The following is a 14,070-nucleotide window of genomic DNA, read 5'->3' on the forward strand; positions in this document are numbered from 1 at the left end:
GAAAGCACCAGTGCGCGGAGGGAGTCGGGATGACGGAGGAAGAATCGACCGCAAGGGTCAGGCGAGGCCTGTCGTACGTCTGCGAACACCTCGACGCGCTGCGCGAACACCTGGCCGAACTGGGCCGGACCGAGGAACTCGACCGGTTGAAGCGAGCCGTCGTCGAGGGGAACGAGGACCCCGCGACGCCGCTCGACGCCATCGACCGGATCGTTCGCGCGGACGGCGACGCGCGCGGCGCCTACGGGGCGAGCGCCCGCACGGTCCCCGAGCCCGGGCCCGTCGGCGTGGGGGCCGCCGCCGAAGCCGATGTCGCCTTCCTCTGCCCCCTGGGCGCCTGCGCACGCGTGGAGTGGGCGGAGCCCACGATGCGGGAGGCCCCGCGCTGCCGGATGGGCGGGGTTCCGCTGCGCTGGGTCAAGGGCTGAGATGGGCGGCCTGCTGACGGAGCTGGGCAAACGCCTGACGGAGCGGTGGATGTCCCTGCTGGTGCTCCCAGGCGCGCTGTTCCTGGCCGCCGCCTTCGCCGCCTGGACGCTCGGCCACGCCCACGCCGTCGACCTGGACCTCCTGGTCGGCGAGGCACAGGCGTGGCGCCCGGCGCCCGGTGCGGGAGCCGGAGCACGGCTCGCGGTGCTCCTCCTGGTCGTGGCGCTGCTGGCCGCCGCCGTGGGCCTCGTGGCCCAGACGCTCGGCTCACTCGTGGAGCGCCTGTGGTTCGCGGCCGACTGGGGCTCCTGGCCCCGGCCGCTGCGTGCCCTCGCGCGGTGGCGGGTGGCCAGGCGCCGGCAGCGGCGCGCCGGTGCCGTGGCTGCGTACGAGCGGGAGCGGCGGCGTTCCGGTGAGCTGCTGGCCTCCGGCACGCCTGGCGGCGGGACGGACCTGGGGCCGGCCCGGCTCGCCGTGGCCCGCGTCTCGCCCGAGGAGCCCCATCGGCCCACCTGGTCCGGTGACCGGATGCACGCGGTCACCCTGCGCCTCGCCCGCGACCTGGACCTGGACCTGGCCACGGTGTGGCCCGCCTTGTGGCAGCTCCTCCCGGACGCCCCGCGCCAGCAGATCGAAACGGCCCGCGAAGCCCTCGAACGGGCCACCACCCTGGTGGCCTGGGCGGTCCTGTACGCGGTCCTCGCGGTCTGGTGGTGGCCCGCGCTGCCTCTGGCCGTCGCCACGTACGTCACCGCCCGGCTTCGTATCCGCAGCGGTGTGGACGCCTACGCGGCCCTCATCGAGGCGTCGGTCCACGTGTACGTCGCCGAACTGGCCGAGCGCCTGCACGTGCCCGCCCAGGGGGTCGTCGGCAGGCGCACAGGCTGGGAGGTCACCTGCCTGTTGCAGGGCAAGCGTCACCTCATCGACCTGACGGCCCACGAACCCCAGTAGTCAGCGCCGGCCGGGCGGCGGGGGAGACGGTCGACCGCCCTGGCCGTACGAGGTGTCCTCCGGACGACTGGTTTGCTGACCACCGGCAGCGTTTGCAGCAGGTGATGGATTACTGGGCCGTTCGTCGGCGGGGTAAAGGTCTGGCCGCCATTAAGAGGTGGGTTGCCTGGACTGGTGCGTTGGTCCCCTTGTGGGCGATCCGGCCGTGCAGCCCTCGCTCGCCGAGCAGGGCGCGAGAGTTGGCCGAGTCGTAGCCGGCGTCGAGGTGCACGGTGATCTCGTCGGGCAGTGGTCCAAGTCGGGTAAACGATCCAGAGTTGGAGCCAGGAGCGGCGAGTCGTGACAGTTGGCGCCGGCCAGGACACGGCCGACGGGGATGCCGTAGCCGTCGGTCATGCCTGAACGCTTCATGCCCTGCTTGCCCCGGTCGACCGGTGAGCGTCCGGCCGCTTCACCGCCGCCGGGGGCCTTGGTGATGGCGCCGTCCACGGCGATCTGGTCGACGACGAGGCCGACGACGCGGTCGTAGGCGTCGAGCGCGATCTGCTTCAGCCGGGCGAACAGCTTCAGATGTATCCACTCGTCGCGGCGGTTGCGGATCGTGGTGGCCGAGCAAGTGGAGTCCGCAATCGCCTCGTAGGAGCAGCCGAAGCGAAGGACTTGCAGGAGCTTGTCGAACACGATCCTGTCGCTGCGTCGGTGGCAGCCCAACGGGTGGGCCGGATCGAACTCGTGCCGTTGCGGCAGCAGTGCGGTGAATTGGTCCCACAGCGGTTCGGTCAGCCATGATGGCAGCGCGGGCACAGGTCTCCCTGATGAACAGAGCGTCGCAATCCCCATCTGCTGGCGTCCGCCGCCCTCTATCTGTGCGACCGAGAGCAGCGTTCGTCGACTCGCCGCAGGCCCCGCTCGTGCGCACCAGGATGAGTGGGTCAGCGGACCGTGCCATCTCCCAGTTGCCCGGCCCACTCCAGCAGTTCGCGTTCGGCCAGGCTGGTGCCCAGCCAGTCGTGGTCGAGGTCGGCTCCTGAAAGGGACGGTACGACTGCGACGTAGAGCCCGGCAGCGCGCGCTGAGGCAATGCCCGTGGCCGAGTCTTCGAACGCGACGGAGCACTTCGGGGGCACACCGAGCGTCTCGCATGCCGTGAGGTAGAGATCTGGTGCGGGCTTGGGGGAGCGCACTTCGTCGGCGGCGAACGTGTGGGTGAAGTAGTCGGCGAGGCCGGCCGACCACAGTGCCATGTCCAGCAGTTCCCGGGGGCTGTTGCTGGCGACAGCGACGGGTACGGCTGCCCGGCAGGCGCGCAGCAATTCCGCTGCCCCGGGGAGGGCTGCGGCGCCCCGGGCCAGTTCCTTGCGAACCCTTTCGAGGAGTTCGGCGGCGAGTTCGGCGCCGGCGCCGGGGCGTCCGAGGTATTCGGCTATGGCCTCGCCGGCGTCCTCCACGGTGCGGCCGATGACCAGGGCTTTCTGTTCGGGGCCGAAGGGGTGGCCGTGTGCTGCGAAGATGGCCGTTTCCGCAACGGTCCAGCACGTTTCCGTGTCGACCAGCAAGCCGTCGCAGTCGAAGACCACCGCCTCGGCGCTGGTGAGGAGCGTGCCCATGCAGATGTCCTTTCGCTTCAGGTGGCGCAGGTGCCCGTTCGGCGGCTGTCGGAGCGCCTGCGGTTGCGTCGCCTGGTGCCTTACTGTCCGAGCGCGAGCCGGATGCCGAAGGCGGCGATGACCGTGCCGGTGATGCGGTCGAGGTAGCGGCGAGCCGAGGGCCGTTGCAAGCGGTCTCGGAGCGCGTGCGCGAAGGCGATCAGCGCGCAGGCCCAGATGACGGCCAGGAGGATGTGCACACCAGCCAGGAGCACGCCTGGAGCGAGGTGCGAGGCGCCGGCGGGGATGAACTGTGGGAGCACCGCAACATAGAAGGCGCCCATCTTCGGGTTGAGGAGATTGGTCACGAACCCTTGCCGCCATCCGCCGAGCAGGAGGTCGTCGGCCCCTGTCCTGGTCTCGCCCTCGCGCCGGGCCCCCGCTGACGGCCGGCTCTGGCTCGATGAGTGGCGCCGGGTGGCCCACAGCAGTCTGCCGCCCATCCACACCAGGTATGCGGCCCCGGCCCAGCGAAGAGCCTCGTACCCGAGGCGAGACGCGGTCAGCAGTGCAGTCACTCCGAGCGAGGTGAGCACGCCCCAGACCAGCGTGCCGCTCTGGATGCCGAGGACCACGCCCCAGGCGCGACGTCGGTGTCCGAGCGCCGCGGTGCGCAGGATGAGGGTGGTGTCCAGTCCGGGAGTAAGCGTGAGAAGTCCCACCATCAGGGCGAAAGTGCCTATTGCGTCTGGGGTGATCATGAGCAATCACCCTAGGTGGGGAGCCGCGGGTCGTCCATATTCCTGCCCGATATCGGGCAGGAATTGTGGTATTCGACTCCGGACTTGTGCATCGCACCTCACGATGGCGTGTCCGGGATGCGCCTCAAGCGATGGGGTAAGCCGGTCAGTCTGGACTCGATTGGGATGAGGGTCTCTACGGTCACGCCGGCAGTACAGGTACAGGCCCTCCGGTGATCACGGAGCGTCACGACTCCATGATCTCCGAGACCTGTGCCGGCTTTGCTGCCGAGCTCCACCACCGCGCCTAGTGCTGTGACCGGGAAGGTTCACCGTGTTGTGGAGTTCGCGGCGTTGGTCAGCGATCACCGCACCGGGTGACGAGCGATCCGCCGCCTCCCGGCCGGGATGAATACGGGTGGTGTGGGAGTTGGGTGTGGCGACAGGTCAGGTGATCGTCGTGTCGCCACCGGACTGCAACCGAAAGGCAACCTCATGCCCCTGCTGCGCCTCGGCGTCTCCCTGCAACCGCGCTGGCCGCTCGACGACGGAGCCAGCGTGCTCCGCGCCGCACGCCACGCCGAAGAATTAGGCTTCGATCATGTGGCGGTCGGCAACCGCCTCCTCGACAGCGGTTTCGGCCTCGACACGGACCCGCTTGTTCTGCTGTCGGCCGTCGCAGGGGCGACGACGCGCCTGCGGCTGCTGACGTCCGTACTCGTCGCGCCGTACTACCCGGCGCTGGTGCTCGCCAACCAGGCGGCCACCCTGGACGTCGTGTCCGGCGGCCGCCTGATCTTGGGCGTTGGCACGGGCTGGAACCCGGACGAGTTCGCGGCCGTCGGCGTATCCGCCCGTGAACGCGGTGCACGCACCGACGACCACCTCGCCGCCGCCAAGGCCCTGTGGACCCGACGGCCCGCGGACTTCGACGGGCCTTTCACGACACTGCGTGAGGCGCACTTGGGAGTGCCTCCGCTCACTGCTGGCGGTCCGCCCGTGTGGGTCGGCGGACGCAGTGACGCAGCCCTGCGCCGGCTGCTGCGGTTCGGCGACGGCTGGTACGGCACCGGCGCCGACGCCGTGGAAGTCAGCGACGTCCGGCGCCGCCTGGATGCCCTCGCTGGCGGCGGGGGAATCGCTGACCGCATGACACTGGCTTCAGCTGCGTTCCTCACTCCGCCCGGTATCCCCGCGGCGGTTGCCCCACCGGGACGACCACTCGGGGGCGCTGTGCCCACCGCAGCGAGCGTCGCCGACGACCTCGAGCAGCTCGCCGAGGCAGGGCTCACCGATTGCACCCTGTGGCTGCCAGTCGCGGCTGAGCATGTCGGGAAGGCGATGGAGTGGGTCGCAGCCGAGGTCACCCCGCGACTCACCTGATGGCGTGGCTGGGAAGGTCCCCGAGACGATCAAGCTGCTGCGTCGAGGGGGCGTCCGCCCCAGCGGATGCCCCGCTCGCTGCGGAGGCGGGCGCGTTCCTTGCGCTGGGCGGCGAGTACGTCGGGGTGGCGGGTGTTGTGGTTGCGCCATCGAAGGTAGGCGTGCAGAGCCCGGGTTTGGCTGGTGTGGTTGGGGTGGTGGGAGTTGGCCAGGGTGAACTGCCGTAGCGGTCCGAAGTGAGCCTCGATCGGGTTGGCCCAGGAGGCGTAGGTCGGGGTGAAGCACAATTTGACCTTGTTCTTCTTCGCCCAGCGGCGGATGTCCGCGCCGGTGTGGGCGGAGAGGTTGTCCAGAATGATGTAGATCGGGGCGCCGTCGGGCCGGGCGGCGCGGATCGACTTCAGCGCGGCCAAGGTGTTGGCGGTGCCTTTGCGGCGGCGGTTGACGCCCCACAGCGTGTCGTCACCGACGGAGTAGCAGCCGTGGAAGTAGGTGACGCCGTGGGTGCGACGGTAGGTCGCCGGAAGCCGGTTGGGCCTGCCTTGTTCGGCCCAGCAGGAGCCGGCGGTGGGCCGGATCCCCAGAGGGCCGAACTCGTCGAAGGCGAAGACCCGGTCTGGTAAGTGCTCCAGGACGTGCTCGATGCGGTCGAGCTTGGCGTCGCGTTCGGGGTCGGGTGATTCCTTCCAGGTCTTGGTGCGCTGGAAGGTGATGCCGCGGCGTCGGAGCAGGCACCGTAAGGCTTCCCGGCCGATGCGGATGACGCGTCCGTGGACGCGGCGCAGGTAGGCGGCGAGTTTGCGGATCGACCAGCGGGTGAAGGGCTGGCCGGACTTGGTGGGGCGGGTGGTGGCCGTCTGGACGACGAAGTCCTCGTCGTCAGGAGTGAGCAGGTGGGGACGGCCTCCCGCCCATTGAGGGTCCAGACAGGCCAGGCCGATCTCGTTGAACCGGTGGATCACCTCCCGCACCGTGTCCTCGTCGGCCTGGACCAGTTGGGCGATCACCGGAACGCGGTTCCCGCCGGCGGACGCCAGCAGCATCATGGCCCGCCGGTAGCGCACCGAGCTGGTACTGCCCCGGCGCACGATCTGCTGCAGCTTCTGCCCTTCCTGGCCGGTCAGCCGGCGCACTCGCACAGGCTCGGCCATCACACCTCCGGCGGTCGGAACGAACGGCACCGCCCATCCAACCGCTCCAACGGCCAACCCGGCGAACCTTCCCGGCCAGGGCACTAGCTGCGCGACCCCATAGACCGTGTCCTATGGGGTGAGGCGGACGAGTCGCTTGTAGCAGCACAGGGCAGCGGCCAGGCCGAGAAAGGCCAGGTAGTTGCGGGGACCGCGCTCATATCGGGGGTGGAGTCGGCGGTAGCCGGACAGCCACGACATCGTCCTCTCGATCACCCACCTGCGACGACGACCCAATCGTTCGCTGGATTCGATGCCTTTGCGGGCGATCCGGACTCCGATGCGCTTGCCGCGTAACCATCCCCGCAGGTCGAGCCGGTCATACGCTTTGTCCGCGTGTAGCCGCCCCGCCTTGAAGTAGCGGCCGCGATGGGGGTCGTGTCTCGTTTGGTGACCCGCCACCATGGGTGTGTGTTCGCCCCTTTTTTCGCCCGGACGTGGGCGGTGTCGAGGATGACGCGGGTGACGTCAATGAGGCCGGCGTCGTCGAGCTGGTGCAGGACCGCTTCGTGCAGACGGGCCCAGACGCCAGCTCTGGACCAGATGAGGAATCGGCGATGGGCCGTGGACTTCGAGACGCCGAAACAGGGCGGCAGCGCCCGCCAGGCGCAACCGCTGACCAACACATAGATGATGGCCGCAAACAGCGTGTCATCAGGGGTGTTGGCTGTTCCGCCGCCCTGCGCCCGTGTTCGTTGCTCCGGAATCAGCGGCTTCGCAATGTCCCACAGCCCGTCCGGCACGATCCAACTCCACGTTCCCCGCCCCATACCGGGTCAACGTCCGCCTCACCACATAGGACACGGTCTTACGAGTTGGTGCGTGATAGCGGGTGAAGCGTCCGTGCTGGTGGATGGCATGATCCATCTGTGGCGATCGCGGTCAATCGGGCGGTCCTGTCGCATCAGCTGTTCACAGGTATCTCTCGGCGTCATCTGAGCTGCCTGGCCGAGGAGTTGGCGCAGCCATGGCAGGCTGCCGTCGAAGGCCGCCGTCATGAAGTGCGAGGCGGGACGAGAAAGCGGGCCGCGGGTGCTGCTGTCCGCCACCAGCTCGTCTTCGCTGACCGGCTCGTGGCCACACTCATCCACTTGCGGCACGACTTCCCGCCCGCCGTCCTCGGGTTGCTGTTCGGCGTCGACCGCCCCACCGTCACCAGGGCCTCGACGTCACCGAGATCCAAGTCCGCCGTCCCCTCGCCAGCCGCGGCGGACGGCGCGCGTTCGTCTCCGGCAAGAAGAAGCAGAACACCATGAAGGCCACCGTCATCGCCGGCTGGCGTGGCTGCACGTTATGGACCGATGCCCTGCGACCTGGCCGCATGTATGACGCCACGGCCGCCCGCAGCGAAGGCATCGCCGACTGCTTCCAGCACTTCCCCGACGTGGAAGTGCTCCGGGACGACGGCTACCTCGGCCTGAGACGTGATCACCCCGGCCAGGCGATCACACCACCGAGGAAGCCACGACCTGGCGCACTGCCCGGGAGAGTCGAGCAGTGGGAACGTGACCGTCACCGGCACTCCTCCGACCGCATCACCGTCGAGCGCGCCCTCGCCGGCCACAAACGCTGGAAGCAACTCATGCGCCGGACCCATCGCCGCGATCGCCTGCCCGAGACCTACCGAGCCATCGCCGGCCTCGTCTCCGACCGCACAGTCATGACCGGAAATCAGCCGCGAGCAAGGCAAACACGCTTCACCCGCTATCACGCACCAACTCGTCAATTCAGGGTTCGGTGTGGCTCTCTACTCGCGGGGCGCGTTGAGCTGCTCGTTGGGTGACGGGGCCTGCCCGACTCTTGGCTGCGCTCCTCGCAGCAGCGACCGCCTACCGCGGCTCCGCTTCACCGGCGCGTGAGCACGCGGAACTCGTTGCCGTCGGGGTCGGCCAGCAGCACTGCGCTGTCCCCGCCGTGGGCGGAGTCGAGACGCTTCGCTCCGAGGGAGAGCAGGCGCTCGACCTCCGCTTGCTGATCGTCGTCCGGTGCGAGGTCGAAGTGCAGGTCCTTGCCGGGGTCCGGCATGAGCGGCGGACCACCCCACGTGATCTTCGTACCGCCGTTCGGTGACTGGATGGCGGTCTCCTCGTCCTGGTCCCAGACCAGCGGCCAGCCCAGCGCCTCGCTCCAGAAGTAGCCCACGGTCTGCGAACCATCGCAGGCGAGCGCTCCGATGAAGCCGCAGCCGGCGAGGAAATTGTTGCCCGGCTCGATGACACAGAACTCGTTGCCCTCGGGGTCGGCGAGTACCACATGGGACGCGTCCGGTCCCTGGCCGACGTCAGCGTGCTGCGCACCGAAGTCGAGCGCTCTGGCCACGGTCTCCTGCTGGTCTTCCAGGGAGGAGCTGGTCAGGTCGAAGTGCAGCCGGTTCTGGGCGGCCTTCTGCGTTTGGGAGGGACGGAAGCCGAGGCGGTAGCCGCCGTCATTCCCGGACAGCAGGGCGACGCCATCGTAAGGATCGTCGGCTCTCTCCAAGCCCAGGACGCCGGACCAGAAGTGCGCTAGGCGCTCAGGCTGGTGCGCGTCGAAGGAGATTGCGAAGAGTCGGCTGCTCATTGCGCCACGCATCCTCGGTCCGTTGAGTGCCAACGGTCGGCAGGGCGCCGTGTCAGCGCCTCGAACGAGGATCCTATGAGCGGGCCAGCCTCAGTTGCAGCCGAGTATTCCGCGGCCCCGGAGCCGGAGCTGCAAGTAATAGGTCTGCACGAGCATCCTGCGACGGACGCACTGGTACGTCCAGGCAAACAGCGGTCCGTGGGTGCAGGCGGCCAGACGCTCGGTGAGCCACGATCGCCGCAAGCGATGGCCCAGCTCGCTGGGCACGCAGGGCACATCAGCCAACCGGTAGGGGAGGTGACCACCACCGTCAGCAGCGACACGGAGCTGCCAGGCCGGGCTGGCCAGAAGTCTGGCGAGGGTGACGGTCTCGGGGTAGGTGACCAGATCCCGCGCCAGGATCCGCCACCGCTGCGGATCCTCGCCTGCGGGCACGGCCGCCTCCGGCCTCATCGGCGACAGGCGTTCCTCGGGCCACTTCTGCGCCCACCACCAGGCTGTGACCGCCTCAGCGACCTCGAACGACGAACCAGCGACGGGGGAGCGGCGCAGCAGTCTCCGGTGATCCTCCTGTGCCTGGACCGCCTCCGGGCATCCGGCCAACTCGACGACACGCCTCCAGGACCGCTTCGAACTGCGGGGAGTCGCCCCGTTGCCCGGCCGTGATCACGACCGACAAGGGCTTCTGCCCCTGCTCGACTGCGAGGTGGATTTTGCTGGTCAGTCCACCGCGCGAGCGTCCCAGGCCGTGGTCGGCCGGCTCGACGAAGATCCCGCCGGGCGGTTCCTTTTGGAGGTCCCCTTTTTCGCTGCCCCGGCGGCGTGCTGGTGGGCCCGGCAGACGGTGGAGTCGACGTTGACGTCCCAGGTGATCAGGCCCTTCGCGTCCGCCTCGGCCTGGAGCTGGGTGAGGATCCTTGCCCAGGTGCCGTACCGCTGCCAGCGCCGGAACAGGTCATAGACCCGATCACACGGCCCATAACGCTCGGGCACGTCCCGCCAGGGAGCACCGGTCCGGGTCCGCCACCGTATGCCGTCAATCAGCTGCCGCCGCGTCCACACCTGCGGACGACCCGGCTTGATGCCCCGGGGCAACAACGGCTCCAGCCCCGGGCCCACTGCCCGTTCGTCAGATCCCCACGTCCCACAGGACGTGATCATCAACGAACAAGATCCACTTTCGCAACAGACCCTAGTCGACGTCCTCCTCGGGGACATCTCCGCCCCAGCGGTCCGGCCAGACGACCCCGATGCGCCCGCCGCCTCTTCGAACTGCTGCGGGACACGCCCTCCGACGCCACGACCACCTACACCCGCGCCCAACTGCTCACCGCCCGGACCGGCTGACACGGACGGCACCAGGCTGCAGACGCACCCGTCAACGTGCGCCCTGGCGCGCACCGCTGGCCGGCCCCAGCGTTCCCACGGTGGCGTGGGCCTCCCCGGCCGACGGCCCGCTCCGCTCACCGCTGGCACCTGCAGCCGCCTGGGCCAGATGCTACCGCGCAGCGTTCCAGCGGGCCCCGGCTCGTCTCGCGCGGAAGCGAGGGGGCGCCTCCCAACTGCCACCAGCAGGGCTGTACCGAGAACGCCCTGCTGCTCGTCAGGAGGATCCCGGCGTGGCAGTGGGTTGCCGGTCCGGCCGGGCGGCGGGAAGGTGCGGGCGGGGGCGCGCGCTGTGCCTGGCCGCCGAGGCGAGCCACTCGATGCTCTGGGCGGCGAGGTCGAGGACGTTGATGCCGGTGTCGGGTGCGGTCCCGTTGCGCCGCCGCTCGACCTCCGCCGTGCGAAGAACACCGCTGGCCACGGCGTGATCGCGCTGTTGCGCCGGCAGCTGCGGGAGAAGACGCGCCACGGAGGAGCTGACCGGCACCATGATTTCCCCGCAGGGCAACCGGGCGATCTCCTCCAGGGTGAGCCGACCGTGCTCGTGGCGGCGGCCGTCCTCGACGGCGGCCTGGAGGCGTGGCAGACGGCCGGGCGTCCGCTCGTCGGCGGCGACGACATCGGCGACGACACCGACCGGGCTCCGGCCGTGCCGCCTCTGACCCCGCTCCCGCGTCCAGAACTGTGGGTGGGGATCGAGGAGGTGGCCGCCATCAGCCGCGGCGACCGTCCCGGCACACTGGTGTGCGCCCTGCTGGCCGACGGTTTCCACGGCTCCGCTCCCACTCGCTACAGCCGCCGCGGCCACATCCCCGGCAGCCGCGGCCTTCCGGGCCGTGACCTGCTGGACTTCGCGGGCCGTGAGCTGCCCGGCCCCGACCTCGCCGCCCGCGCCGACGCGGTCCTCCACGGCACCGCCGACTCACCGGTCGTCCTGTACTGCGGCGGCGGCATCTCGGCTGCGGGCACGGCACTCGCCCTCACCCTCCTCGGCCGGGACGACATCGCCGTCTACGACGGCTCGCTGCAGGAGTGGTCCAAGGATCCGGCGCTGCCGCTGGAACTCGGCGGCTGAGCCGCTCGGCGAGCCGGGACCTCCCGGACCCGCTCAGCGGACGAGCTCTCCCACGAGCGCGGCGACCTGCTCCACCTCGATGAGGAAGCCGTCGTGGCCGTAGGGGGATTCGATCAGCCGGAGGTCAGCGGCGGTGGGGATACCCGACGCCAGTTCCGCCTGCTGGGACGGTGGATAGAGGCGGTCGGAGTCGACCCCGGCCACGAGTGTCCTGGCGGTCACCCGGCGCAGGGCGGCGCGCACGCCGCCACGGCCCCGGCCGATGTCGTGGCTGTTCATGGCCTCGGACAGGACGACGTAGCTGCCCGCGTCGAAGCGGCGCACCAACTTGGCGGCGTGATGGTCGAGATAGGACTCGACCTGGTACCGGCCGCCGCTCCAGGGGTCCTCCGTGCCCTGGGGCGTACGGCCGAAGCGGACGGCGAGTTCCGGCTCGCTGCGGTAGGTGACGTGGGCGAGCCGTCGGGCCAGGCCGAGTCCGGCGTGGGGTCCTTGACCGGTGTCGTGGTAGTGGCCGCCACGCCAGTGCGGGTCTGCGCGGATGGCGTGCAGTTGGATGTTCGCCCAGGCGATCTGTTCGGCGCTCGCCGCGGCCGTCGAGGCGAGCAGCAGCAGGGCGCCGGTGCGCTCGGGATACGACACGGCCCATTCCAGTGCCCGCATCCCGCCCATCGAGCCGCCGACCACCAGCGCCCACCGGTCGATACCCAGCGCGTCGGCCAAGTCGGCCTCGACAGCGACTTGGTCACGTTGGGTCAGGAAGGGAAAATCGCCGCCCCAGCGGCGGCCGTCCGGTGTGAGCGACGACGGCCCGGTACTGCCTTGGCAGCCGCCGAGGACGTTCGGCGCCACGACGAACCAGCGGTCCGTGTCCAGGGCCCGTCCCGGTCCGATGAGGCCGTCCCACCAGCCGGGGGTGGGGTGCCCGGGTCCGGCGGGGCCGACCACGTGGCTGTCTCCGGTGAGGGCATGCAGGACGAGGACCGCGTTGGACGCGTCCGACGCGAGCCGCCCCCACGTCTCGAACGCCAGTCGCGCGCACGGCAGTTCGCCGCCCGCCTCCAGTGCAAGCGGCGTCTCGCGGGCGTACCACTGGCGACGCCCGGGCGGGTCCCCCTCCCGCCAGGCCCCGGTGGCCGGCGGGAGGGGGACCTCGGAGGGCGTCAGTACGGTGTTCAGGACGCGCCCTTGGCCGCGCGGAACCCGGCCTCCAGGTCGGCCTTGAGGTCGGCGAGGTTCTCGATGCCGACCGACAGCCGCACCAGGCCGGGTGAGGTGCCGGTGGCCGCCAACTGTGCCTCGTCGAGCTGGCTGTGGGTGGTGGACGCCGGGTGGATGATGAGGCTGCGGACGTCGCCGATGTTGGCGAGGTGGCTGAACAGCTCGACGGCGTCCACGAACCGCTTGCCCGCCTCGATGCCGTCCCGCAGCTCGAACGAGACGATGGCACCGGCACCGCGCGGCAGGTACCTCTGCCCGGCCTCGTACCAGCGACTGGAGGGCAGTCCCGGGTAGTGGACGGCCGCGACCTCGTCGCGCTGCTCCAGCCACTCGGCCAGGGCCTGGGCGTTCGCGGAGTGCCGTTCGATGCGCAGGCTCAGCGTCTCCACGCCCTGCAGCAGCAGGAACGCCGAGTGCGGGGAGAGCGCCGGGCCAAGGTCACGCAGCAGCTGCACCCGGAGCTTGATGGCGAAGGCGCCGGGGCCGAGGGCGGGCCAGTACTGCAGACCGTGGTAGCTGGGGTCAGGCTCGGTGAAGTCGGGGAAACGGTCGGCGTGGGCGCCGAAGTCGAAGGTGCCGCCGTCCACGACGACACCCGCGATCGCGGTGCCGTGACCACCCAGGAACTTGGTCGCCGAGTGCACGACGATGTCCGCGCCGTGCTCGATGGGCCGCAGCAGGTAGGGAGTCGGAACCGTGTTGTCCACGATGAGCGGCACGCCCGCCGCGTGCGCCACGTCCGCAACCGCCCGCACGTCCAGCACGTTGCCGCGCGGGTTGCCCAGCGTCTCCGCGAACAGCGCCTTGGTGTTCGGCCGGACCGCCGCCCGCCAGGCCTCGGCGTCGTCCGGGTCGTCCACGAACGACACCTCGATGCCGAGCTTCGGCAGCGTGTGCCGGAACAGGTTGTACGTGCCGCCGTACAGCGACGCACTGGAGACGATGTGGTCCCCCGCGCTCGCCAGCGTCAGGATCGCCAGGGTCTCCGCCGCCTGCCCGGAGGACAGCGCCACCGCCGCGACCCCGCCCTCCAGCGCGGCGATCCGCTGCTCGAAGACGTCCTGGGTGGGGTTGTGGATGCGGGTGTAGATGTTGCCGGGCTCGGCGAGCGAGAACAGGTCGGCGGCGTGCTGGGTGTCCCGGAACACGAACGACGTCGTCTGGTAGATCGGCGTCGCCCGCGCCCCGGTCGTCGGGTCCGGCGCGGCACCCGCATGGATCTGCTTGGTCTCGAAGGACCACGCGGAGGTGTCAGGCCCGGCGGAGGTTTCCTCGGGGGTGTGGCCGGCGGTGACGGAGTCGATGGGCTGGCTCATGGTGCTGCTCCCTGTGCGGAGGGTGAGAGTGGGAAGGCGTGCGGGAACCGCAGCGCCGGAAGCCGCCCCCGACGGAGGGCGGCGGTCAGCGTGAAGCGGTGAGAAAGATGCTGGTCAGAAGCCGGAGCGCGGCGTCAGCTCGCGGCGGGACAACCCGTGGTGGTGACACGCACGTAGTCCACGTGGCGGCGGGTCACGAGCACGGTCATGGAGCCAGATAACCACAGCGGC

The 14,070-nt window shown here is 70.2% G+C and carries 13 protein-coding genes and 3 pseudogenes; 5 read left to right on the plus strand and 11 right to left on the minus strand.

Annotation, left to right across the window (positions count from 1 at the left end; all coding sequences use genetic code 11):
• Nucleotides 1–29: 29 nt before the first annotated feature.
• Together IE244_RS15080 and IE244_RS15085 are read left to right on the plus strand one after the other, a co-directional pair.
• Complete coding sequence (locus IE244_RS15080) at nucleotides 30–428, plus strand: hypothetical protein (RefSeq protein ID WP_191874017.1); 399 nt, start codon at nucleotides 30–32, stop codon at nucleotides 426–428.
• Nucleotide 429: 1 nt separating this feature from the next.
• The gene (locus tag IE244_RS15085; RefSeq protein ID WP_191874018.1) at nucleotides 430–1,383 is read left to right on the plus strand and encodes a hypothetical protein; all 954 of its coding nucleotides are present in this window, start codon (nucleotides 430–432) and stop codon (nucleotides 1,381–1,383) included.
• A 163-nt stretch (nucleotides 1,384–1,546) separates the two neighbouring features.
• On the opposite strand, the pseudogene IE244_RS15090 reads toward IE244_RS15085, so the two are convergent.
• From IE244_RS15090 to IE244_RS15100, 3 genes and pseudogenes are all read right to left on the minus strand, one after another.
• Nucleotides 1,547–2,187, minus strand: a pseudogene (locus IE244_RS15090) (IS5 family transposase); the annotation flags it as partial.
• 128 nt (nucleotides 2,188–2,315) lie between these two features.
• On the minus strand, nucleotides 2,316–2,990 hold the full coding sequence (locus IE244_RS15095) for an HAD family hydrolase (RefSeq protein ID WP_191874019.1): 675 nt from the start codon (nucleotides 2,988–2,990) through the stop codon (nucleotides 2,316–2,318).
• 80 nt (nucleotides 2,991–3,070) lie between these two features.
• Nucleotides 3,071–3,694 (minus strand): LysE family translocator, encoded by a 624-nt coding sequence (locus IE244_RS15100; protein ID WP_229854121.1) that lies wholly within the window; start codon nucleotides 3,692–3,694, stop codon nucleotides 3,071–3,073.
• A gap of 510 nt (nucleotides 3,695–4,204) precedes the next feature.
• Here IE244_RS15100 and IE244_RS15105 point away from each other — a divergent pair.
• Nucleotides 4,205–5,092 (plus strand): TIGR03619 family F420-dependent LLM class oxidoreductase, encoded by an 888-nt coding sequence (locus IE244_RS15105; RefSeq protein ID WP_191874021.1) that lies wholly within the window; start codon nucleotides 4,205–4,207, stop codon nucleotides 5,090–5,092.
• A 29-nt stretch (nucleotides 5,093–5,121) separates the two neighbouring features.
• Here IE244_RS15105 and IE244_RS15110 read toward each other — a convergent pair whose 3' ends face one another.
• Both IE244_RS15110 and IE244_RS15115 read right to left on the minus strand, forming a co-directional pair.
• Nucleotides 5,122–6,243, minus strand: coding sequence for an IS630 family transposase (locus tag IE244_RS15110; RefSeq protein ID WP_191874022.1), 1,122 nt, complete (start codon nucleotides 6,241–6,243; stop codon nucleotides 5,122–5,124).
• A 111-nt stretch (nucleotides 6,244–6,354) separates the two neighbouring features.
• Nucleotides 6,355–7,052 (minus strand): annotated as a pseudogene (locus IE244_RS15115) (transposase).
• Between the two features lie 99 nt (nucleotides 7,053–7,151).
• Between IE244_RS15115 and IE244_RS15120 the strand changes: the two are divergent.
• Nucleotides 7,152–7,948 (plus strand): annotated as a pseudogene (locus IE244_RS15120) (transposase family protein); the annotation flags it as partial.
• Nucleotides 7,949–8,127: 179 nt separating this feature from the next.
• Here IE244_RS15120 and IE244_RS15125 read toward each other — a convergent pair.
• The 4 genes from IE244_RS15125 to IE244_RS15140 all read right to left on the minus strand — a co-directional run bounded on the left by IE244_RS15125 (nucleotide 8,128) and on the right by IE244_RS15140 (nucleotide 10,717).
• On the minus strand, nucleotides 8,128–8,841 hold the full coding sequence (locus tag IE244_RS15125) for a VOC family protein (protein WP_191874023.1): 714 nt from the start codon (nucleotides 8,839–8,841) through the stop codon (nucleotides 8,128–8,130).
• A gap of 90 nt (nucleotides 8,842–8,931) precedes the next feature.
• On the minus strand, nucleotides 8,932–9,444 hold the full coding sequence (locus IE244_RS15130; RefSeq protein ID WP_191874093.1) for a hypothetical protein: 513 nt from the start codon (nucleotides 9,442–9,444) through the stop codon (nucleotides 8,932–8,934).
• A 117-nt stretch (nucleotides 9,445–9,561) separates the two neighbouring features.
• Nucleotides 9,562–10,059 carry a transposase gene (locus tag IE244_RS15135; protein ID WP_308436265.1) on the minus strand — a complete coding sequence of 166 codons (498 nt, stop codon included), beginning with the start codon at nucleotides 10,057–10,059 and terminating at the stop codon, nucleotides 9,562–9,564.
• Nucleotides 10,060–10,444: 385 nt separating this feature from the next.
• Entirely contained in the window at nucleotides 10,445–10,717 is a 273-nt protein-coding gene (locus IE244_RS15140) for a hypothetical protein (protein ID WP_191874024.1), read from the minus strand.
• 48 nt (nucleotides 10,718–10,765) lie between these two features.
• On the opposite strand from IE244_RS15140, the gene IE244_RS41990 reads away from it, so the two are divergent.
• Nucleotides 10,766–11,302: a sulfurtransferase gene (locus IE244_RS41990; RefSeq protein WP_229854123.1), complete on the plus strand. Its 537-nt coding sequence runs from the start codon at nucleotides 10,766–10,768 to the stop codon at nucleotides 11,300–11,302.
• A 33-nt stretch (nucleotides 11,303–11,335) separates the two neighbouring features.
• Here the strand turns inward: IE244_RS41990 and metX are convergent, their stop codons facing one another.
• Both metX and IE244_RS15155 read right to left on the minus strand, forming a co-directional pair.
• Complete coding sequence (gene metX, locus IE244_RS15150) at nucleotides 11,336–12,481, minus strand: homoserine O-acetyltransferase MetX (protein WP_191874088.1); 1,146 nt, start codon at nucleotides 12,479–12,481, stop codon at nucleotides 11,336–11,338.
• Nucleotides 12,478–13,839, minus strand: coding sequence for a bifunctional o-acetylhomoserine/o-acetylserine sulfhydrylase (locus IE244_RS15155; protein ID WP_191874025.1), 1,362 nt, complete (start codon nucleotides 13,837–13,839; stop codon nucleotides 12,478–12,480). The genes metX and IE244_RS15155 overlap by 4 nt, the downstream gene beginning before the upstream one ends.
• Between the last annotated feature and the right edge of the window lie 231 nt (nucleotides 13,840–14,070).

The organism is Streptomyces filipinensis (assembly GCF_014649495.1).
GTDB lineage: Bacteria > Actinomycetota > Actinomycetes > Streptomycetales > Streptomycetaceae > Streptomyces > Streptomyces filipinensis.